The sequence below is a fragment of the Curtobacterium sp. MCBD17_019 genome (assembly GCF_003234555.1).
GTDB lineage: Bacteria > Actinomycetota > Actinomycetes > Actinomycetales > Microbacteriaceae > Curtobacterium.
Genome location: NZ_QKTT01000008.1, coordinates 73925 through 94891, shown reverse-complemented (window position 1 = coordinate 94891; position 20967 = coordinate 73925). Strand labels below are relative to the sequence as shown.

Annotated in this window: 16 protein-coding genes; 7 read left to right on the top strand and 9 right to left on the bottom strand. The window is 71.7% G+C overall.

What is annotated here, in order from left to right:
* Nucleotides 1–74: 74 nt before the first annotated feature.
* The 6 genes from DEI82_RS09375 to DEI82_RS09350 form a co-directional block, all read right to left on the bottom strand.
* On the bottom strand, nt 75–1229 hold the full coding sequence (locus DEI82_RS09375; protein ID WP_111036598.1) for a glycosyltransferase family 2 protein: 1155 nt from the start codon (nt 1227–1229) through the stop codon (nt 75–77).
* Between the two features lie 48 nt (nt 1230–1277).
* Nucleotides 1278–2144, bottom strand: a complete 867-nt coding sequence (locus tag DEI82_RS09370; RefSeq protein ID WP_111009544.1) for a glycosyltransferase family 2 protein — start codon at nt 2142–2144, stop codon at nt 1278–1280.
* Entirely contained in the window at nt 2141–3256 is a 1116-nt protein-coding gene (locus tag DEI82_RS09365) for a glycosyltransferase family 1 protein (protein WP_181435165.1), read from the bottom strand. The genes DEI82_RS09370 and DEI82_RS09365 overlap by 4 nt, the downstream gene beginning before the upstream one ends.
* Nucleotides 3257–3258: 2 nt before the next feature.
* Nucleotides 3259–4503 carry an ABC transporter ATP-binding protein gene (locus tag DEI82_RS09360; protein ID WP_111009545.1) on the bottom strand — a complete coding sequence of 415 codons (1245 nt, stop codon included), beginning with the start codon at nt 4501–4503 and terminating at the stop codon, nt 3259–3261.
* A 26-nt stretch (nt 4504–4529) separates the two neighbouring features.
* Nucleotides 4530–5465, bottom strand: a complete 936-nt coding sequence (locus DEI82_RS09355) for an ABC transporter permease (RefSeq protein ID WP_111009546.1) — start codon at nt 5463–5465, stop codon at nt 4530–4532.
* A gap of 68 nt (nt 5466–5533) precedes the next feature.
* Nucleotides 5534–8092, bottom strand: coding sequence for a glycosyltransferase (locus DEI82_RS09350; protein ID WP_220037257.1), 2559 nt, complete (start codon nt 8090–8092; stop codon nt 5534–5536).
* A gap of 111 nt (nt 8093–8203) precedes the next feature.
* Between DEI82_RS09350 and DEI82_RS09345 the strand changes: the two genes are divergently transcribed.
* From DEI82_RS09345 to DEI82_RS09335, 3 genes are all read left to right on the top strand, one after another.
* Nucleotides 8204–9226, top strand: coding sequence for a glycosyltransferase family 2 protein (locus DEI82_RS09345; RefSeq protein WP_111036597.1), 1023 nt, complete (start codon nt 8204–8206; stop codon nt 9224–9226).
* 162 nt (nt 9227–9388) lie between these two features.
* Complete coding sequence (locus DEI82_RS09340) at nt 9389–11533, top strand: hypothetical protein (RefSeq protein WP_111036596.1); 2145 nt, start codon at nt 9389–9391, stop codon at nt 11531–11533.
* Between the two features lie 150 nt (nt 11534–11683).
* Nucleotides 11684–13009 carry a hypothetical protein gene (locus DEI82_RS09335; protein ID WP_111036595.1) on the top strand — a complete coding sequence of 442 codons (1326 nt, stop codon included), beginning with the start codon at nt 11684–11686 and terminating at the stop codon, nt 13007–13009.
* A 73-nt stretch (nt 13010–13082) separates the two neighbouring features.
* On the opposite strand, the gene DEI82_RS09330 is transcribed toward DEI82_RS09335, so the two are convergent.
* On the bottom strand, nt 13083–14378 hold the full coding sequence (locus tag DEI82_RS09330; RefSeq protein ID WP_111026185.1) for an O-antigen ligase family protein: 1296 nt from the start codon (nt 14376–14378) through the stop codon (nt 13083–13085).
* A 129-nt stretch (nt 14379–14507) separates the two neighbouring features.
* Between DEI82_RS09330 and DEI82_RS09325 the strand changes: the two genes are divergently transcribed.
* Entirely contained in the window at nt 14508–15257 is a 750-nt protein-coding gene (locus DEI82_RS09325) for a polyprenol monophosphomannose synthase (RefSeq protein WP_111036640.1), read from the top strand.
* Here DEI82_RS09325 and DEI82_RS09320 read toward each other — a convergent pair.
* Both DEI82_RS09320 and DEI82_RS09315 read right to left on the bottom strand, forming a co-directional pair.
* Nucleotides 15211–16644, bottom strand: a complete 1434-nt coding sequence (locus DEI82_RS09320) for a hypothetical protein (RefSeq protein WP_111036594.1) — start codon at nt 16642–16644, stop codon at nt 15211–15213. The genes DEI82_RS09325 and DEI82_RS09320 overlap by 47 nt on opposite strands.
* A 52-nt stretch (nt 16645–16696) precedes the next feature.
* Nucleotides 16697–18079 (bottom strand): O-antigen ligase, encoded by a 1383-nt coding sequence (locus DEI82_RS09315; protein WP_146242877.1) that lies wholly within the window; start codon nt 18077–18079, stop codon nt 16697–16699.
* A gap of 68 nt (nt 18080–18147) precedes the next feature.
* On the opposite strand from DEI82_RS09315, the gene manA reads away from it, so the two are divergent.
* From manA to DEI82_RS09300, 3 genes are all read left to right on the top strand, one after another.
* Nucleotides 18148–19353, top strand: a complete 1206-nt coding sequence (manA, locus tag DEI82_RS09310) for a mannose-6-phosphate isomerase, class I (protein ID WP_111009634.1) — start codon at nt 18148–18150, stop codon at nt 19351–19353.
* A gap of 38 nt (nt 19354–19391) precedes the next feature.
* Nucleotides 19392–20354, top strand: a complete 963-nt coding sequence (galE, locus tag DEI82_RS09305) for a UDP-glucose 4-epimerase GalE (RefSeq protein WP_111009553.1) — start codon at nt 19392–19394, stop codon at nt 20352–20354.
* A 203-nt stretch (nt 20355–20557) separates the two neighbouring features.
* Complete coding sequence (locus DEI82_RS09300; RefSeq protein WP_111036593.1) at nt 20558–20881, top strand: WhiB family transcriptional regulator; 324 nt, start codon at nt 20558–20560, stop codon at nt 20879–20881.
* Nucleotides 20882–20967 lie beyond the last annotated feature (86 nt).

The following is a 20967-nucleotide window of genomic DNA, read 5'->3' as shown; positions in this document are numbered from 1 at the left end:
CGGCGTCTCCGGAGTCTCCGGCGTCTCCGGCACCTCCGCGTCGCAGCGAGGACGACCGCGTGTCAGTGCGGGTGTCAGTGCGCGCGGATGCGCGACCGGACCGACCGGGCCACGTCGCCCGCACGGTCGGCCATACGCACGACGCGCCGCGCCCGCATGCGCTGGAGCTCGGCCTCCCGGTGGTTCGCGAGCTGCTCGACGGCGTCGATCCGGAGTTGCTGGTGCTGCACCGTCGACTCGAGCAGCCGCACGTTCTCGCGGACGCGTCCGAGTTCGGTCTCGCGGCGGTCGACCTCGGCATCGCGCGCCGCCAACGCGGCTCCGACCCGGCGCAGGTCGACGAACTCGTCCTCCGGGACGACCTCGTCCTCGCCGTCGGCAAGCGGCGTCCCGCGGTCGGCGAACGAGCGGACGAGGGAGTCGTCCCGGGTGAACGGCCCCGCTTCGGCTTCCGCCTCGGTGACGTGGCGGAGCGCGTAGTAGTGGAGCAGGACGCCCTCCTGGAGGCGCCGGTAGTCACGCATCCCGTGGTGGTTCGGGCTCGGGTTGAGGTCGGGGTTCGCCTCGTACGCGCGACCGGCGATCTCGACGCGGTGCTCGTACTGCCCCCACGATCGCCAGGGGAAGTGCAGGACCTCGAGCGCGAGGTCCTCGGCGGGGGCCTCGCCCGCGGGGATGGTCACGAGGTGGTTGCCCTGGACGACGGCGACGTCCGGGTGTCCGACGTGGATCGCGTTCCCCGACGGCTGCGAGATGAGGCCCGCTGCGTGCAGTTCGGACGCGGAGCGTTCGTCGCGCCACAGGAGCCGCGACAGACCGCCGCCGCGCCGAGCGAGGGGACCGACCATGTTGACGACGGGGACGACGAACGCGTTCACCGCGGGGTCGAGCCGTTCGAACACCTCGTGGAGCGTCAGGCTGCGGTCCTTGGCGAACAGGAACTCGTCGGCGTCCGCGTTGACGACCCAGTCGGCACCGTGCAGCGTGTGCGCCTCGCGGGCCATCCGTGTCACGGTCTCGCTCTGCTGCTTCCGGTGCACCGGGTCGTGTCGCAGGTCGACCTCGGCGACGCCGGACGCCGCGAACGCCTCGAGGGCCTCGCGGGTGCCGTCGACCGATCCGTTGTCGGTGATGACGAAGACGTCCACGCCCTGTGCGAGGTGGTGGTCCAACCACGGTCGGATGACGTCCGCTTCGTCGCGGACCATGAGCGTGACTGCGAGTTTCATCGGTGGAGTCCCGGGGAGGTGTCGGGTCGGCCTGGGAGGCCGACGTGGTCAGATGGTCGAACCGTGCATCCTGCTGCGGACACCCAGGGCGAGCCTGAGCGCGACGCGCAGCGGCCACAGGTACCACCCGTGGTACTTCGAGGCGAGGAACCGGTACGCGCTCGCGTGGTGTGCGCGGCGCATCCGCTCGGACACGCCACGGGTGGAGTGCGCCCCGACGTGCGTGACGCGAGCCGCCGGCTCGTACACGTTCCGGAAGCCGGCTCTGGAGAGCCGGTAGCCGAGGTCGACGTCCTCGAAGTACATGAAGTAGCGCTCGTCGAACCCGCCGATGCGCTCGAAGGCGCTGCGGCGCACGAGCAGGCACGCCCCCGACAACCAGCCGGCGTCGCGTCGTCGGGCGCCGTCGCGGTCGCTGTGGTACCGGGCGGTCCACGGGTTCCGGGGCCAGACGTTGGCGAACAGCGCGTGGCCGAGCCCGTTCCGGAGCGACGGGACGGCGCGCGCTGACGGGTAGACGGTCCCGTCCAGTTCGACGATCGCCGGGCCGACGGCGCCGATGTCCGCTCGTTCCGAGCCGGTCGCGAGGAGGCGGTCGACGGAGCCGGGCGCGAGGACGACGTCCGGGTTCGACACGAGCACCCAGTCGACGTCCGGGGGGAGCGCGGCCACGGCGCGGTTCACCGCACTGCCGTACCCGGCGTTGGTGCCGAGTTCCAGGAACACGGCACCGCTCGCCTCCGTCGCCGCGCGGAGCCCGGCCAGGTCGTCGGACCGGTTGTCCGCGACGACGACCGGGACGCGGCCGGAGCACGACGCACCGGTCGAGGCGAGGAAGTCGGTCAGGTAGCGGCCGGAGTTGTAGCTGACGGTCACGATCCCGACGTGGGCCGTGCGTCGTTCGGTCGTCGTCATGCCGCGTAGACCTCCTCGTGCACGCGAGCGCACGCGCGCCAGGTGAAGGTCTGCGCACGCTGTCGGCCGTCGGTGGCGAGGGCGGAGCGCAGCGCCGGGTCGGCGAGCAGGCCCGCGAGACCCGCGGCGATGGCGTCCGCCGTGGGCTCCACGTACGCGACGGCGTCGCCTCCGACCTCCGGGATCGCCAGACGGCGCGTCGTCAGGACGGCGGCACCGCACGCCATGGCCTCGAGGACCGGGAGCCCGAAGCCCTCGCCGGTGCTCGGGTACGCCACGACGGTCGCGCCGCCGAGGAACGCGGCGAGATGGTCGTTGGGCAGGAAACCGAGGTGACGGAGGCGGGCGCCGGGCCGGTTCCCCGCGCGTTCGAGCAGGTCCCGAGCCGTCGGGTCCCAACCCAGGCCGCCGGAGACGACGAGCGGGGGAGCGTCCGGGAGTTCGGCGTGTGCGGCGACGAGGGCGGCGACCTGCTTCCGGGGCTCGACGGTCCCGAGGAACGCGACCCAGCCCTCGCCGGTGTCGAGGTCGTGCTCGGCCGCGAACGAGCGCACGGCCTCCGAGGTCGGCTCGTGGAACACCGCAGGGTCGACGCCGAGGTGCGCGACGACGTTGGGGACCGCGGTGTGGGGCACGAAGCGGGCGATCTCCGCGGCCGTCGCGGCGCTCGGCGTGACCGTGGCCCGCGCGTGACGGCGGGCGAGTCGGGTCCACAGCCGGAAGAACCGGCGCTTCAGGGCCCCGTGTGCGTCGGGGTCGCTGAAGAAGGTCGCATCGTGCAGCGTGACGACGGACCTGCGGCCAGCGGCGAGGGGGAACGTGTAGTGGGGACAGTGCAGCACCCGTGCCCGCGCCCGCAGGGCCAGGAGTGGCAGCCCGACCTGTTCCCAGAGCAGTCGGACCGGACGACGCGCCACGGCGGCGGGCGCGACCGCGTAGCGGTGCGACGGCGCCACCGATCGGAGCCACGACAGGTCGTCGGGCTTCACGACGACGCCCACCGCCACGCCGTCCTCGGCCAGGCCGCGCAACAGGCCCACGATGTAGCGCGCCACGCCTCCGCGGTTCGGCGGGAGACTGGTCGCGTCGACGAGGACCGGGAGGTCGACCACCGTCAGGCGGGGATCTCGCGTGCGACGGTCGACACCCGCGTCATCCCGGCGTGACGGTCGTCGTCGGCCATGACGAACCGGGCCGCCTCGCGCAGGATCGCGATGTGCTCCCCGGTCTTCTTGGCGAGGAAGCAGTGGATGAAGTACGGGCCACCACCGAACTGGATGTCCCGGAGCCGGTACTCCACGATGGTCCGACCGTGCAGCGGCTGGTGCGTGAAACCGATCTTGCGACTGTCCGTTCCGTACACGAGGTGGCCGTGCTGGTTCTCGATCTTGAACCCCGAGTTCCACTCCTCCAGCGGCGACGTGTGGGACACGGTCATCCGGATGACGAGGTCGTCGCCCGGCTGGAGCTCCTCGCCCGGTGCTCGGCCCGGCGCGGCGATCTCGACGCGCTCGACCTTGCCGGGCGTCGCTTCCTCGCCCGCGGCCTCGGCCTCGGCGACGCGGCGACCCTCGAGGATCTCGCGGAAGTTCTTGACGGCGTGCCGCGCGGACCCCTGGAACTTGACCTCGCCGTGGTGCAGGACGACGGCGTGGTCGCAGAGCTCCTGGACCTGCCCGAGGGAGTGGCTGACGAGGATGATCGTCCGACCCTGCTGCTGGAACTCGCGGATCTTGTCGAGGCACTTCTTCTGGAACTGCTCGTCGCCCACGGCCAGGACCTCGTCGACGAGGAGGACGTCCGGGTCGGTGTGGATCGCGACGGCGAACGCGAGCCGGACGTACATGCCCGAGCTGTAGAACTTCACCTGCGTGTCGATGAACTCGCCGATGCCGCTGAACCGGAGGATGTCGTCGAACTTCTCCTCGGCTTCCTCTTGCGTGAGACCGAGGATCGCGGCGTTGAGGAACACGTTCTCGCGGCCGGTGAGGTCCGGGTGGAAGCCCGCACCGAGTTCGATGAGCGCGGCGAGGCGCCCGCGTCGAGCGACCGACCCCGTGCTGGGCTCGAGGATGCCGCCGATCACCTTGAGCAGGGTCGACTTGCCCGATCCGTTCGGCCCGAGCAGCCCGATCGTCGTCCCGGCCGGGATGTCGAGGTTGACGTCCTTGAGGGCCCAGAAGTCCTCGCTGTGTCGGCGCCCGGCGCGACCGAGCGTGACGATCCGTTCCTTGAGGGAGTTGTCCTTCCGGATGACGAAGCGCTTCGAGACGTTCCGGATGCTGACGACGGTCGGGGCGTCCTCGAACACGGCGTCCTCGGTCTCGCTCGGGGCGATGAGGTCGTTGTCGATCGACATGTGCTGCCTTTCTCGGTCCCGAGGACTCAGATCTCCTGTGCGAAGTTCCCCTGCAGTCGGGCGAACGCCCGCTGGCAGAAGAAGAGCGCGACGAGTCCCACGACACCGGCGATCACCAGGCGGAGGAGCATGTGGTCCGGGTACTGCTCGGGACCGCCGGCGGTCCAGAAGGCGCGGTGGAAGCCGAGGATGGCGAGCGTGACGGGGTTGTTCTCGTAGATCGGCAGGATCCAGCTGATCCCCGCGGCGATCGCCCGGTCGTGCACCATCTGCCACGAGTAGACGATCGGGGACGCCCACATGAAGAGCATCATCAGGACCTCGACCAGGTAGGCCATGTCCCGCAGGTACACGTTGAGTGCCGAGAACAGCAGGCCGATGGCGGTGGCCCAGATCAGGATCACGAGCGTGGCGGGGAAGAAGAACAGGATCCCCTCGTTCATCGGGAAGGACCGGAACGCGGCCGTCGCGATGAGCAGGATCACCATCTGGATCCCGAAGTTGAACAGCGCGCCGCCCACCGCGGAGAGCGGGTAGATCTCGCGCGGGACGTAGACCTTCTTGAGGAGGCCCGCGTTCGCGACGACGGAGCCGGTCGCGCCGGAGACGATCTCGCTGAACAGTCCGTACAGGGTCAGCCCGGCGAACACGTAGATGGCGAACTCGGGGATCGCCCGGGACGAGCCGAGGATCTTGCCGAGGATCAGCCAGTAGATCCCCAGCTGGACGAGCGGCCGGATGAGTGACCAAGCGAACCCGAGTGCACTGTCCTTGTAGCGGGACTTCAGGTCGCGGCGGATCAGGAGGTCCAGGAGCTGGCGCTGACCGTGGATCTCGCGCACCGACCCCCAGGTACCCCCGGCGGTCCGGCCCGCGGGCACCAGCTGCTCCGTGCGGAGACGGGCGAACCGGTCGGCGACGGTCCGGTCGGCGACGGTCCGGTCGGCGATGGTCGTGCTCATGTGTACCTCACTCGTCGGACGAACAGGAAACTATACCTCGCGCCGATCCGGCCGGCACCGCCACGCACTCAGCGTCCGTACTTGCTCGCGCGCATCGTCGAGACACGGTTGCGCACCTTGCCCGCGAGTTCCTGGACGCCGCCGTCGGTCAGGTAGTGCCTCGCGAGCATGACGTCGCGGCGGAGCCCGTGTCGGCTGTTCGCGATCTCGTGGAACCGCTGCTCGCGCGACTTGCCGATCTGCGGGATGACGACGCCTCCGCCCGTGCGCTCCCGTTCGACAGCGGCGTTCGCGCGGTCGGGAGCCGGGTACGGGTCGTGCGCGAACTCGATGAGCGGCGCGAGCGCCTTCTCCCAGGTGAAGTCCGCACGGACCCGGGCGACCTGTGCTCGGGCCTCGGCGATGGCGGCCTCGTCGTAGAGCATCGCCTCGAGTGCGTCGGCGAGGGCGTCGACGTCACGCTCCGGGACGGAGACGCCCATGCCCTCGGCGGCCACGAGGTCGCCGAAGCTGTCGCCCTCGGTGGTGACGATCGGCAGGTTCGCCCACATGTAGTCGAGGATCCGGGTGCGGAACGAGAACGTCGTCTCGACGTGCGCGAAGTGCGTCGAGACGCCGGCGTCGGCCTCGAGCAGGTAGTTCTGGCGGTCGTCGAGCGCGACCCACTGCTCGTTGAAGAACACGTGCTTGTTCGTCAGCCCGAGCTTCTCGCTGATCTCGCGGGTCTTCGCGACGATGGCCATCTCGGGCACGTCGGGGTTCGGGTGCGCGACACCGAGGAAGAACAGGCGGATGTCGTCGTGGCGCTCGGCGACCTTCGCGACGGCCTCGACCAGGGTCGGGGTGTCGAACCAGTTGTAGATGCCGCCACCCCAGATGACGACCTTGTCGTCCTCGCCGATGCCGGGCACGACACCGCGGATCGCCTTGCGGGTGTGCTGCGGCGGCGTCGAGTCCATGCCGAACGGTGCGATCGCGATGAGGGACTTCAGGTTCTCGTCCTGCGCGTAGGTGTCGGGGTTCACGCGACCCACGGCCGCGAGCTGCCCGATCCAGAACAACCGCTGCCGCTCCGAGGCGCACAGGAAGAAGTCGCCGCGCTGGAGCTGCTCGTTGACGACCTCGGTGGTCACGAGGACCTGGTTCCGCCACGCGGCGTCGCCCATCTCGCGCCCCTGCTCGAGCTGCTCGAGGTGCATCGGGTCGTAGAGGTCGACGACCATGATCTTGTTCGAGGCCTGCAGCGTCAGGAAGTGCCGCAGTGCGAAGCCCTGGAAGAAGATGACGTCGGCCCACTCCTCGTGCACCTTCATCGCGCGCTCGTCCTGCAGACGGACGCGGTGCACCTCGAACTGGTCCGAGGCCCGGTTGGCGACGTTCCAGGTGACGAGGCGGACGTCGTTGTGCTCGCTCAGCGCTTCGGCGATCTTCCACGCCCGCATGCCCGGGCCGGCCATCTTCTCGCCGAGCGCGTCGCCCGTGATGATGAGGACGCGCTTGCGCATCATCGGCCGGTTCACCTGGAACGCGTCCTGGATGGCGGTGAAGCCCTCGAGGTAGTAGTCGTTGCCGAACAGCGGGTGGAAGATGTTCCCGAAGAGCCGGAAGACCTCTTTGTCGGTCTTCACCCGACGGGACTGCACCTCGGCCCGGCTCTGCCGGAGCTTCGGCAGGTCGGCCACGAACTGGTCGACCGCGAACAGACCGGCCACGGTGTCCTTCGACACCGGTGTGGTCGGCTCGTGCTCGTCCGGTGCCCCGGTGAAGCGGCGGAGGTCGTACGACTCGCTGTCGAGCTCGCCCTTGGCGACGGCGCGACGGGCGAGGAGGGCGAGGGCCGCGGGGAGGATCGTGCCGAGGCTGGCGTCGTCGAGGTTCTTGTAGAGCATGTGCAGCGCGTTGCGCTCGAGCAGGTACATCTCGCGGTACTCGCCGAAGCTCTTCATCGAGCCGTGGTGCTTGTGGTACACGGTCGAGTTCGGCGCGAAGCGGACGCGGTAGCCGTACAGGTTCAGCCGCCACCCGAGGTCGACGTCGTCGTAGAACATGAACAGGTCCTCGTCGAACCCGCCGATCTCGAGGAACAGCGCCCGGCGCACGAAGAGCGCCGACCCCGTGCCGAAGAGGATGTCCTTCTCGCGGTCGAACCGGCCGTCGTCGGGCTCGGTCGTGTGGTTCTTGTAGCCCATGCCGAACCAGGTCAGCCCGGCCTCGACGAAGTCGATCGCCGTGCCGTCCCAGTCGAGGACCTTGCTGGCGACCGCGCCGATGCGGGGGCTCGCGGCGAACGCGGCGAGCCCTTCGCGGATCCACTGGGGGTCCGGCTTGGCGTCGTTGTTGAGGAACGCCACGAACTCGCCGGTCGCCGTGCGGGCGCCGAGGTTGCTGCCGCCGGTGAACCCGAGGTTCTCGTCGGACACGACGAGCTTGACGTTCGCCTGGTCGCCGAGGGCCGCCCGGAGGCGGGTCGCACTGTCGTCGCCGGAGCCGTTCTCGACGACGACGATCTCGAGCTGGCGTGCGGGCCAGTCGACCTCGTTCAACCGCGCGACGCACTCCAGGGTGTCGTCCGTGCCGCGGAAGTTGATGATGACGACGGACACGGTGCCCGTGGTGGTGACGGTCAAGACGGGATCTCCAGATGTCGACGGCGGTCGTGGCGCACTGGCCGTGGCGAGTATAGCCAGCCGCCCGGCGCGGGACCGTGGAGACCGCCGGTGGTGCGGGATGATGGTCGGATGCTCGTCTCGGTCGTCGTCGTCGACTGGCACCGCGCCGACCTGACCGTGCGCGCGGTGGAGTCCGTCCTCGCGCAGCGCAGCGAGCACGACGTCGAGGTGGTGCTCGTCGTCAACGAGGCCCGCGACGCCGACGTCGCCCGCTTCCGTCGCGACCTGCCGCGGGTGGTCGTCGTGCCGATCGACCGGAACAGCGGGTTCGCGGGCGGGGTGACCGCCGGGATCGCGGCCGCACGGGGAACGGTCGTGGCCCTGCTCAACAACGACGCGGTCGCCGACGACGGCTTCCTGGCACACGGCGTGGCCGCGCTCGAGGCGGCCGGTCCCCGCACCGCCGCGGTCGCCGCGACCGCCCTGCTCGAGGGCACCTTCCGCCCGGACCCGGACGGCCGCGGCCCCGACGACCTCGTCGCGCCCGACGGGGCACGCTGGCGGCGCTCGGAGGGCGGCGTCCACCTCGTCAACGGCACGGGCGTCGTGCTGTCCCGGAGCGGCAACGGCCGCGACCGCGACTGGCTCGCCCCGATCGAGGGGCCGCGCGAGACGACCCCCGTGTTCGGGTTCAGCGGCGGCGCCGCGTTCATCCGTCGCGAGGCGCTCGACCAGGTGGGCGGGTTCGATCCGCACCTCTTCATGTACTACGAGGACGTCGACGTGTCGTGGCGGCTGCGCCTGACAGGGTGGGACATCGGGCACGCGCCGCACGCCGTGGTGGTCCACCGGCACGCGGCGAGCTCGGGCAGCGACTCACCCCTGGTCCGCTACCAGAGCATCCGGAACCGGCTCGCGGTCGTCCTGCGCAACGCGACGGCCGGCACGACGCTGCGGGTGGTCCTCCGGACCACGGTGCGCGCCCTCCTCGACCTCGCGCGCCCCGACCGCGCACAGCTCACGCCCGCGCAGTGGTGGCGTCTCGTCCGGGAGGCCCCGGGCCTGGTCCGCCATGCCCGTCGCGCCCGTCGCGACGACGGCGCCACCCGTGCGGACCGTCGGCGGGTCGAGGAGCTCCTCGAGGCGGACTGAGCACACCCTCCCGCCGCAGCGGCGTCGGGGAGGTGTGTCGAGCCTCCCGGCCGTTCCGTCGTGCCGCCCGTTCGGGGGACGGATCGGGGGCTGTGTGACTGGAGTGGTTCCCGTAGCCTGAAGTGACCCTGAGGACCTGATGTGGTCTAGCGACCTCATCCGATGATCGCCGTGCCCGCGGACCGGACCAGCACCGACGCCACCGGCGAAGAGGAGACCGACGACGTGAACAAGCTCCTGGCGACGGTCATGGCGGTGCTCGCCCTGGCCACCGTGCTCGTCGGGTTCCAGGTCGCACCGCGCTCGCCCGGGGAGGAAGCCGCCCGCGCGCTCAGCGGGTCGTCGTTCCAGGCGGGGAACATCATCTCGGACGCCAACTTCTTCGACGGGGACGCGATGTCCGCGTCGGCGGTCCAGTCGTTCCTCGACGACCAGATCGGCACGTGCAAGTCGACCTCGTGCCTCAACGTCGGCACGTCGTCGCTGAACGCGCACGCCGCCGACCCCATGTGCGGGGCGGTCACCGGCGGATCGGGCCTGAGCGCGGCGACGATCATCACCCGGGTGGCGGTCGCGTGCGGCATCAGCCCCAAGGTGATCCTCGTGACCCTGCAGAAGGAGCAGGGACTCGTGTCGGGCAGCACCGCACAGAAGCCCTCGTCGGGCGTGCTCTCGCGGGCCATGGGCTACGCCTGCCCGGACACGACGAACGGCGCCTGCGACCCGGCGTACTCGGGGGTCGGCAACCAGGTGTACTGGGCCGCCTGGCAGTGGAAGCGGTACGCGAACCCCGCCGGCACGAGCAAGTACTTCACCTGGTACGCACCCGGCACGACCGCCGCGGTGCAGTACGACGTCCCGACCTCGTGCGGCACCAAGTCGGTGACGATCACCGACCAGGCGACCGCCGACCTCTACTACTACACGCCGTACACGCCGAACGCGGCGGCGCTGGCGAACCTCTACGGCACCGGGGACGCGTGCTCGGCGTACGGCAACCGGAACTTCTGGCGCCTGTACAACGACTGGTTCGGCGACCCGACGGCCGGCGCGGCGTCGCCGGTCGGGTCGTTCGACGGGGCGACCGGCGGGTTCGACGAGCTGAGCGTCCGAGGCTGGGCGATGGACGGCGACGTCAACGACCCGATCCGGGTCCGGGCCACGGTGGACGGTGGCAGCCCCACGACGATGACGGCCGACCAGACGCGCGCGGACGTCGGCAGGGCCTACCCGGGCCGGGGTTCGGACCACGGTTTCTCCGGGACGCTCGCCGCCGCCGCGGGGAGTCACCAGGTGTGCGTGACCGCGGTCGGCGTGGGCAGCGGCCAGACGACGGCGCTCGGGTGCCGGACGCTGACCGTGACGAGCGCGTCCCCGATCGGGGCGGTGGACCAGGCGCAGGCGTCGCCGGGCGGCATCCGCGTCCGCGGGTGGACGCTCGATCCGCAGACGTCGGACTCCATCCGCGTGGCCGTCTACGTCGACCACACGCACACGACCACCCTCGCGTCCGGCGCGCGCTCCGACGTCGGTCGCGCCTCCGGGCTCGGGTCCGCGCACGGGTTCGACGAGACGCTCCCGGCGACCGCCGGCACCCACACCGTGTGCGTCTACGGCATCAACGTCGACGAGGGCTCGAACGCGCTCATCGGGTCGTGCAGCACCGTGCACGTCCCGGGCTCGAGCCCGACGGGGTCGCTCGACGGCGTGACCACCACGACGAACTCGGTCGCGGTCGCGGGCTGGGCCCTCGACGGGGACACCACCGGTCCGGTGGCCGTCACGGTGACCGTCGACGGGAAGGCGCAGCGGGTGACGGCCTCCGCGTCACGCTCGGACGTCGCGCGGCTCTACCCGGTGTACGGGGCCGCACACGGGTTCTCGACCTCGCTGCCGGCCGGCAACGGGTCGCACACGGTCTGCGTGACCGCCGTGAACACGGGCGCCGGATCGGACACCAGCCTCGGCTGTCGGACCGTCTCGGTCGTCAACCAGGCCCCGAAGGGGAGCCTCGACCAGGTCGCGGCGGTGACCGGCGGCGTCCACGTCCGTGGGTGGACGTTCGATCCGGACGCACCGACGACGTCGATCGCGGTCCACGTGTACGTCGACACCCGCGCGACCGCGCTGACCGCGTCGACCAGCCGACCGGACGTCGCCCGCTCCTTCAGCGGGATCGGCACGGCGCACGGGTTCGACGCCACGGTCCCGGCCGCGAAGGGCAGCCACCGGGTGTGCGTCTACGCGATCGACGCGACCGGCGGCAGCAACCCGACGCTCGGCTGCAGCACCGTCACCGTCCGCTGACCGCGGCGTGCGCGGATGCGGCCGCGGGAGACCGGCCCGCCCCGCGCCGGTGAGGCCGCGGGACACGCTCGCCCCACGCGGGTGAGGCCGCCGGACACGCTCGCCGTGCCGTGGCGACGGAGCGGGTGAGCGGTCTGGCATGATCGTGCGGTGCTCAGGAACCGGACGGTCCACCCTGTCGTCGTCGCGATCGGCGCCGTGGCGCTGTGGGCGGTCGGCACGCTCGTCGCGTGGTTCCGGCTCACTCCCGAGAGCCGGGGGACGCTCTGGGCCGAGGACGGCCGCTTCTTCCTGCAGGACCTGTTCACCCACGGCACCGTCGGGTCGCTCCTCGTGCCCTACCAGGGGTACCTGCACGTCGTCCCGCGTGCCGTGATCGCCCTCGCGGAGCACGTGGCGTCACCCGGCCGCTTCGCCGAGGTCGACACGGCCCTCTGCTGTGCCGTCGCCGCGGCCGCGGGCGCGGGCGTGTTCGTCCTGTCCGGCGCCGTCGTCCGGTCCTGGGTGGCTCGGGTGCTCCTCGGTCTCGTGCCCGTGCTGCTCCCGCTGGCCCCGATCGAGATCTCCGGCAACGCCGCCAACATCCACTCGTACCTCCTGTTCCTCGCCCCGTGGGTGTTCGGGGTCGTCGTCCGGTCGTGGTGGCACTCCGGCGTGCTGGCGGTCGTCGCGGTGCTCATCGGTCTCTCGGAGATCCAGTCGATCGCGTTCCTGCCCGTGCTCCTCGTCGGGATCCGCTCACGTCGCAAGTGGCCCGTCGTCGCCGGTGCCGTCATCGGCACCGGTGCACAGGTCCTGACGACGCTGTCCAACGCGCGGACCGCCTCGGAGCACGTGCCCGTCTCGGTGGCCGACATGGTCGTCGGCTACCTCCTCGAGGTCGTCGGCGGCACCGCGACGTGGAACATCGCGGACGTCGGGACGGAGGCGGCGATCCACGGGTTCGTGGTCCTCGTCGTGCCGGCGCTGCTCGTCCTCGCCCTGCTCGTGCTCGGCGTGGTGCTCGGCGGCTGGTGGCAGCGCGGCGCGATCGTCGTGCTGCTGTACGGCTCGCTCCTCGTCTGGGCGGGGTCGGTGTACCTCAACGCCAACACGGTCTACGAGTACGCGGAGTACACGACCGCGCAGCTGCGGACCGTCTGGACGATCCGCTACGGTGCGCCGAGTTCGATGTTCCTGCTCGCCGCGGTCCTCGTCGCCGCCGACGTCCTCGCGGCCCGCGCGGTCGCGGCACGGCGTCGGGTGTTGCGGGTCGGCCTCCTCGCCGTGGCCGGAGTCGTCGCCGCCGGGGTGGCCGTGGCGTTCGCTCTGAACGCGCCCGTCGACGGCCAGAAGCGCGAGGCCGGGCCGCTGTGGTCGGACCAGGTGACGGCGTGGACCGCGGAGTGCGACGTCCGACCCGCGCAGCCGGCACGACTCCTCGAGGCCCCGACCGGGTGGGTGGCGGCAGTGCCGTGCACCTGGCTGGAGCACTAGCCGACGACGGGTGCACCCACGGCGCGTGCACCCACGCACCGGCGGACGCCGCGGGGGCACCGGTGCACGGGCTTCAGGGGCGCCGGAGGCGTGAGCGCCAGGACCGGCGTCGCGCGGTGATCACGAGCACGGTGACGAACATCATCAACCCCGCGCCGTGGAGCAGGTAGCTCTCGGCCGCACTCGTCACGCCGATGAGGACGAGCACGACGGCGGGCCACACGTAGGCGACCCCGGGGAACGTCGTGGCGGTGACCCAGGCACGCGCGAACGCCAGTCCGGCGGTCGCGACGAGGACGAGCATGCCCGCGAGCCCGATCTGGAACCAGGCGTCGACGAGGGCGTTGAGGCCGGAACCGAACGGGCGACCCGACTCGGTCAGCAGCGTGTCGAACGGGAACACGTCGGTCGGCCAGGTGCCCACCCAGCCCCAGCCCTGGATCGGGTACGCCTCGATGAGGATCCGGATCCGCGACCAGAGGGCGATGCGGGTGGCGGTGCCCTCGGCCGCTCCGATCCCGCGGAGCAACGGGTGACGCAGCGCGATCCCCGTGACGACGGCGGCGAGGAGGAGCACACCGAGCGCCGCGTTGATGCCGGGACGGCGGGGGAGCGGTGCCCGGCGGAGCGCGACGATCGCGAGCGCCGCCACCGCGAGTGCGATCATGGCGATGCCCGTGATCGGGGACTGGACGAGCATGAGCGTGATGAGGGCGAGCGCGGCCGACGCGATGCCCCGCCACCGGGTGACGCTGTGCGTGAGGATCTCCATGACGAACGTCACGAGCGCCATGCCCGCGATGAACCCCATGAAGTTCCGGGTGCCGCCGACGCCCTGGATCGGGCCGCCGTAGGCGATGTCGCCGGTGATCCCGAGCGCCGGGATCGGGACGTCGAGCACGAGGCCGCTCAGGACCTCGAGCCCGAGTGACGTCACGACGAGGATCCGGAGCGCGTCGCCCGAGGCGCGCACCACCTGCACGAGGTCGCGTCCGAGCGCCAGGTACAGCCCGAGGGACACGAACCCGATCGTGGACGCGAACCCGCGCAGGGACGACCAGGAGTACGTGCTCCACAGGACGCTGAGCGCCATGTACCCGACGAGGCCGAGCAGGCTCAACGGGAGCACGCCGTGCCAGTCGATCCGGTAGCGCTGCCCGAGCAGGCTGAGACCGGCCAGGACCACCAGGGACACGAGGACCGCACCGGTGCCGGCCGCGCCGACGAGCACGTGGACGGTCGGGGACCCGAACGCGAACACCACGATCACGGTCGCGAGCGCCTGGGAGAACCGGCCGCCGGCGGAGAACCCGATCCACGCGGACACGTACCGGCGCGCCAGGACACGGCGTCCGGGTGCTGAGCTCACGGACCAATCATCTCGTACCCGGAGCGCCGCGGCCCGGACCACGCGGCACGGCGGCCGTTCCCGGGCGCGTGACCGAGCATGGGATACGCTCGACCGTCCACGCTCGCGTCCGAGGAGTCCGTCCGCACCATGCCGTCGTCCGTCCGTCCGCTCGTCATCGTCCCCACCTACGACGAAGCGGAGAACATCACCGCCGTGACGGAACGGGTCCTCGGGGTGGTGCCCGAGGCGCACCTGCTCGTCGTCGACGACGGCAGCCCCGACGGCACCGCGGACATCGTGGCCGCCATCGCGGCGGGGGACGATCGCGTGCACCTGATGCGCCGCAGCGGCAAACTCGGCCTGGGCACCGCCTACGTCGCGGGGTTCCGATGGGGGATCGAGCGTGGGTACGACCTGCTCGTCGAGATGGACGCGGACGGGTCGCACCCGGCGTCCGCGCTCCCGGACCTCGTCCGTGCGGTCGCCGACGCACCCGCCGCCGCCCGCGTCGACCTGGCGATCGGGTCGCGCTGGGTCACGGGGGGATCGGTGGTCGACTGGCCGCGGTCGCGGGAGCTCCTGAGCCGCGGCGGGAACTGGTACGCACGGTGGATGCTGCGGCTCGACGTCCACGACATCACCGCCGGCTTCCGCGTGTACCGCGCCGACGCGATCTCGCAGATGGACCTCGACACCATCGACTCGAAGGGCTACTGCTTCCAGGTCGACATGACGTTACGGGTGCACGACGCGGGGGGCCGCATCGTCGAGCGCCCCATCGAGTTCCGCGACCGCGTGCTCGGCACCTCGAAGATGAGCCGAGCGATCGTGCTCGAGGCGATGGCGCGGGTCACGCAGTGGGGACTGCAGCGCCGGTTCGGGCGTCGGCGCCGCTGAGCTCCGCGTGGGCGCCGCCGTCCCCGGTGTCCGCCACTCGGTCCGTCCAGCCGCGCTCCGGCAGCGCTGGGTCCGCCGTGCCCCGCAGGCGCGCCGTCGGTGACGCCAGGAACGCGACGACCATGCAGACGAGCAGCACCGCCCGTCCCCAGACGCCGAGTGCGAGCGCCTGGTCGGCCCACGTGGTCCCGGCCGGATGCCCGAGCGTCAGGTAGTACAGCCACCGGAACCACCCGACGAACGCGCACAGGTCGGCCACGAGGTACGCGGCGATCCAACCGACGCGGATCCGCACCGTGACGAAGAAGGGCAGCAGCCAGAGCGTGTACTGCAGCGAGTCCACCTTGTTGAACGCCATGTACACGCACAGCAGCGCCGCGCTCGTCTGCAGCCAGGGGTAGGGCCGACCGCCGCGTGCGAGCAGCAGGCTCACGACCACGACGACGACGATGCCGACGGCGGTCGCGGCGGTCGACGCCGCGCTCATGAGGTGCTGGATGTGCTCGGTGCCGTCGTCGGACCACGGACGGAGCCCCCAGTACCAGATCGACAGCGTCGCGCGATCGATGTTGCGGGCGGCCTGGAACCGGAAGACCGAGAACCACCCGGTGAAGTTGACGACCGCGAGCGGGACGTTGACGACCGCGACGACCCCCACCGCGACGCCGATGGGCGCGAGGGCCCGGAGGAGACGCCGACCGATCGTCCGACCGCGTCCGTCGGTGAGCACCGCGAGGGCCAGGGGGAGCACGAACATGATCGGGTAGAGCTTGAGCGCGCCGCCGACCCCGAACGCGGCGGCCGCGAGGAGCACGCGGGTGGTGGGCGACCAGCGCCGCGGGCCCGCGACGACGAGCGCGATCCCGAGCGCGGTCATCAGGACGGGTAAGACGTCCCAGTTGTACAGGGCGTAGAGCGCGAGCGGCGGCGTCGCTGCCCAGGCCCAGGCCCGCCGACCGGCGACACGCACCAGGAGGAGCGTCACGAGCACGCCGACGACCGCGAACACGCAGGTGGTGACGAGCAGGAACCCGACGTCGGTGGACACCGGGAGTGCGGTGAGCCAGACGAACAGGCCCGTCAGTGCCGGGTACTCGACCGTGCCGCCGTGGACCGCCGGCGGGTCGGCCGTGTACGTCCCGTGCACGTAGGGCACGAGGTGCGCGATGAGCCCCCGGCTGCCCCAGAGCGACAGCACGTCCGAGTAGCAGGCCTTGCGGACGACGTCCTGGTACGGGTCGGTGCTCGCGCCGTTCGAGGCGAAGACGCCCTTGGAGCAGGTGAGCTTGTCCGCGGCGCTCAGGACCGTGAGGAGCACGGTGGCGAGCACCATGCCGACGACCTCGAGCGGGTGCGGACGGGAGCGCAGGACGGCCGGCGCGGTCATGGGGTCCTCTCGGACGGGGGCGGGGTCGGCGTCAACCGTAGCCGGTCGCGGGTCAGCGGCCGGCCGCGGCACGACGGAAGGACCGGCTGCGGACCGGCACACGCGGTCCGTCCCCGATCGACGGCGGTTCGTCGCCGACGGCCACGATCCGGGTCTTCACCGCGACGAGCACGAAGAGGATGAAGTCGCCCTCGTAGAGGAGCCGGGACTCCGTGACGCTCTGCACGAGGAGCGCCACCACGACGAGCAGGGCGAGCAGCGAGACCGGCGCGAACGCCCGCGGGCGGTGGTCGGCGTCGTAGCTGAACGCCGTGGCGCTCGCCCACGACCGCACGAGCGTCGTGAGGACGGCGAGGCCGAACAGGACCACCCCGACGACGCCGGTCTGCATCCAGACGTCGAGGAACGCGTCGTGCGCCTGCAGGTACGTGACGCCGTTGCGCACGGCGAGGTGGTTCAGCGGCTCGATGGCGGGCCACCAGTACCCGAGCCACCCCCACCCGAGCACGGGGTGCTGCTCGACGAGGCCCCACACCGCCCGCCAGATCTCCCCGCGTCCGGTCAGGTCCGGGCTCTTGCCCGCCAGCGCGAGCACCGGCCGCCAGAGCAGCGCCACGAGGCCGGCGAGCACGACCGCGATCGCGAGCCCGGCGAGGTACCGCGGGGTCCGTCGTCCGGTGGGCACGCGACGGATCACGAGCGCACCGGCGAGCACGAGCGCGGTCACGGCCGCGGCGGCCACCACCGTGGAGGAGCGGGTGAGCAGGAACACCACCGCGGCCACGGAGAGCCACCCGGTCGCGCGCACGCGCCGCATGCGCCCCTCGGCGAGCTGCACGCCGACCGCGATCGCGGCCAGCAACGCCACCATGGCCAGGAGGTTCGCGTTGCCCGGGAGGCCCTGGATGCGTCCGCCGGTGAACAGTTCCGCCCGCGAGAACGCGAACGCGGCCGGCACGTGCCGGCCACCGTAGTGCGTCCACACCGGGTAGACGGGGTGGCGGACGAGGACCGCGACGACCGCCTCGAACACGAGGGACAGGGCGAGGACCCAGCGGAGTGCGAGGCTCAGCGCGTCGAGGATCCGCCGCCAGCTCAGGGTCGAGGCGATGACGACCGCCATGAGCGCGCAGAGGAGCTGCGCGGCGATGCTCGCGGTCGTCGCGACCCGCCAGTGCGACCACGCGACGCTCACGAGGCACCACGCGATGTACACCCACAGGGCGTTCGGCGTGCGCCGGAACGACGGCCGGGCCCGGATCGCGATCGCGACCCCCCAGGCACCCGCGCCGGCGCAGACGACCGCCCATCCGATCCAGCTGATGGTGTTCGGGATGCCGTCGCCGGTGAAGACGATGAAGAGCACGGTGGCGGCGAAGCCGAACGCCTCACGCTCCGGGACGCGTCCGCGGGTCCACGGCCAGGTGTTCGTCACGACGACGAGGCTACCGGGCCGCGGGCCCGGGACCACTGCCGTCGGCCCCTGCCGATATGGTCGGAGCCATGTTCCTCGGTATCACGAACACCCCGCGCGACTACGCCTGGGGCTCCCGCACCGCGATCCCCGAACTCCTCGGCCGCACCGTCACCGGTCAACCGCAGGCCGAACTCTGGCTCGGAGCGCACCCGGGCAGCCCGAGCGTCGTGGTGAACCCGGCGATGGTCGGTGGTGCGGACACCCTCGCCGACTGGATCCGCGAGGAACCGGACGCCGCGCTCGGTGGCGGGGCCGAGGGCCTCCCGTTCCTGCTCAAGGTGCTCGCCGCCGCGGCACCGCTGTCACTGCAGGCGCACCCCACGCCCGAGCAGGCCCGCGACGGGTTCGCGCGCGAGGAGGCGGCGGGGATCCCCGTCGACGCCGCGGAGCGCAACTACAAGGACCCGTACCCGAAGCCCGAGCTCGTCGTCGCGCTGAGCGAGCGGTTCGAGGCCCTGAGCGGGTTCCGCCCGGTGGACGAGGCGCTCGCCGACATCGTCCGCATCGACGGCGGGACCGGTCGCACGGCGCCGCTCGCCGACCGGCTGCGCGACCAGGGCCTCGAGGAGACCGTCCGCTGGCTCGTCACCGCGGACGACGACGCGCGCTCCCTCGTGCGTGTGCTCGGGGAACTCGCGACCGCCGTCGAGGACCCGACGCCGAACACCGCGACCGTCGTCGACCTCGCCGCGTCGTACCCGGACGACCCGGGCGTCGCGGTCGCCCTGCTCGTGCACCGGGTCTCGCTCGCCCGGGGCGAGGCCCTCTACCTGCCGGCGGGCAACATCCACGCCTACCTCGAGGGCCTCGGCATCGAGCTCATGGCGCCGTCGGACAACGTCCTGCGCGGTGGTCTGACGCCGAAGCACGTCGACGTGCCGGAGTTGCTGCACGTGCTCGACTTCACGCCGGGGCCGCCGCCGCTGCTCACGCCCGAGCCCGTCGCGCCGGGTGTGGACCGGTTCGCACCCGCGGGCGTCGGGTTCGCACTCGTCCGCGTGTCGAGCGCCGGCGCCACGGCCGGGCTGGGCGCCGGCGGGGTCGTGCCGCTCGGCGGACCGTCCATCGCGATCTGCACCGAGGGCGCCGCGACCCTCGTCGGAGCACGGTCGGCGACCATGCTGCGCCGGGGGGAGTCGTGCTACGTCACGCCCGACGAGGGCACGGTCACCGTCGAGACCGACGCCGCGGGGGGCGGCACCGCCACCGTCTTCATCGCCACCCCCGCCTGAGCCGCGGTCGGGGCGCGCCGTCCCGGTACGGTAGCGCCATGAGTTGGTTGGTCACCGGCGGTGCCGGGTACATCGGTTCCCACGTCGTACGCGCCCTGCGGGCCGCGGGGCTCGAGACGGTCGCCCTCGACGACCTCTCCAGCGGCTTCGCGTCGTTCGTCCCCGAGGACGTGCCGTTCGTCCAGGGCACGATCCTCGACGGCGACCTCGTGCGGCACGCCATCGACGAGCACGGTGTCACCGGTGTCGTGCACGTCGCGGGGTTCAAGTACGCGGGCGTCTCGGTCGAGCGTCCCCTCCACACGTACGAGCAGAACGTCACCGGCATGGCGACGCTGCTCGGTGCGATGGCGGACCGCGGTGTCGACCGGGTCGTGTTCTCGTCGAGCGCGGCGGTGTACGGCACCCCCGACGTCGACGTCGTCGTCGAGGACACCCCGAAGGCGCCGGAGTCCCCGTACGGCGAGTCGAAGCTCATCGGCGAGTGGCTGCTCCACGACATGGAGGTCGCGGCCGGGTTCCGCACGACGAGCCTGCGGTACTTCAACGTCGTCGGTTCCGGTGGACCCGATCTGTACGACGCGAGCCCCCACAACCTGTTCCCGCTCGTGTTCGACGCGCTGCTGGCCGGACGGACGCCGCGGATCAACGGCGACGACTACCCGACGCCCGACGGCACGTGCGTCCGTGACTACATCCACGTCGCGGACCTCGCCCACTCGCACGCGGTGGCCGCCCAGCGCCTCGACGCGGGGGACCGGCTCGAGCGTGCGTACAACCTCGGCAGCGGTGACGGTGTGTCCGTGCGCGAGATCATGACGGCCATGGCCAGGGGCACCGGGATCGACTTCGAGCCCACCGTCGCGCCCCGCCGTCCGGGTGACCCGGCACGCATCGTCGCGACCGGCGAACTCGCCGCGCGCGACCTCGACTGGGCCATGCGCCACTCGCTCGACGAGATGGTGACGAGCGCCTGGGAGGCCCGCCGAAACGCCTCCTGACCGCCGTCCGGCGGCCCCGTACACCACGGACGACGCGCCGCGCGACACGCCAGAACGGGGGACATGACCTTCGATACGAGGTCGACGGTTTTATGATCCGCCGACTTGACCTCAGCGAATCACACCTGTGTAATTAGTGCTGCGGCGCTCGCCGCGACCGTGGCCAACACGACCGTTCAGCGGTGGAGCAAGGGGTGATCAGGGTGAACGCTTCCGACTTCCGGTCCGGCGTCCCGGACGACTGGCACGTCGACCCCGTCGACCTCGGCGTCTCCGGGGTCCGTCGTGCCGGCGAGGACCAGGGGGACAACCCGCTCGCCTGGCAGGTCGACTCGCTGTGCGCGCAGACCGACCCCGAGGCGTTCTTCCCGGAGAAGGGCGGCTCGACGCGCGAGGCCAAGAAGATCTGCACCTCGTGCGAGGTCCGCTCCCAGTGCCTCGAGTACGCGCTCGAGAACGACGAGCGGTTCGGCATCTGGGGCGGCATGAGCGAGCGCGAACGACGGAAGCTGCGCAAGCGCGCGTAGTCCGGTCGTCGGCACCGGATCCGCTTCGGCGGGAGCGGTCTCCGAAACGCGCGCCGCGCCTCCCGGGAGCCGCTCCGGACCGGACG

What these genes read in the sequence shown, in the direction of transcription:
- DEI82_RS09320 (WP_111036594.1), bottom strand. Translation starts at nt 16,644, where the DNA reads ATGACCGCGCCGGCCGTCCTGCGCTCCCGTCCGCACCCGCTCGAGGTC.
- DEI82_RS09370 (WP_111009544.1), bottom strand. Translation starts at nt 2,144, where the DNA reads ATGACGACGACCGAACGACGCACGGCCCACGTCGGGATCGTGACCGTC.
- DEI82_RS09345 (WP_111036597.1), top strand. Translation starts at nt 8,204, where the DNA reads ATGCTCGTCTCGGTCGTCGTCGTCGACTGGCACCGCGCCGACCTGACC.
- DEI82_RS09360 (WP_111009545.1), bottom strand. Translation starts at nt 4,503, where the DNA reads ATGTCGATCGACAACGACCTCATCGCCCCGAGCGAGACCGAGGACGCC.
- DEI82_RS09355 (WP_111009546.1), bottom strand. Translation starts at nt 5,465, where the DNA reads ATGAGCACGACCATCGCCGACCGGACCGTCGCCGACCGGACCGTCGCC.
- DEI82_RS09325 (WP_111036640.1), top strand. Translation starts at nt 14,508, where the DNA reads ATGCCGTCGTCCGTCCGTCCGCTCGTCATCGTCCCCACCTACGACGAA.
- DEI82_RS09340 (WP_111036596.1), top strand. Translation starts at nt 9,389, where the DNA reads ATGATCGCCGTGCCCGCGGACCGGACCAGCACCGACGCCACCGGCGAA.
- DEI82_RS09375 (WP_111036598.1), bottom strand. Translation starts at nt 1,229, where the DNA reads ATGAAACTCGCAGTCACGCTCATGGTCCGCGACGAAGCGGACGTCATC.
- manA (WP_111009634.1), top strand. Translation starts at nt 18,148, where the DNA reads ATGTTCCTCGGTATCACGAACACCCCGCGCGACTACGCCTGGGGCTCC.
- galE (WP_111009553.1), top strand. Translation starts at nt 19,392, where the DNA reads ATGAGTTGGTTGGTCACCGGCGGTGCCGGGTACATCGGTTCCCACGTC.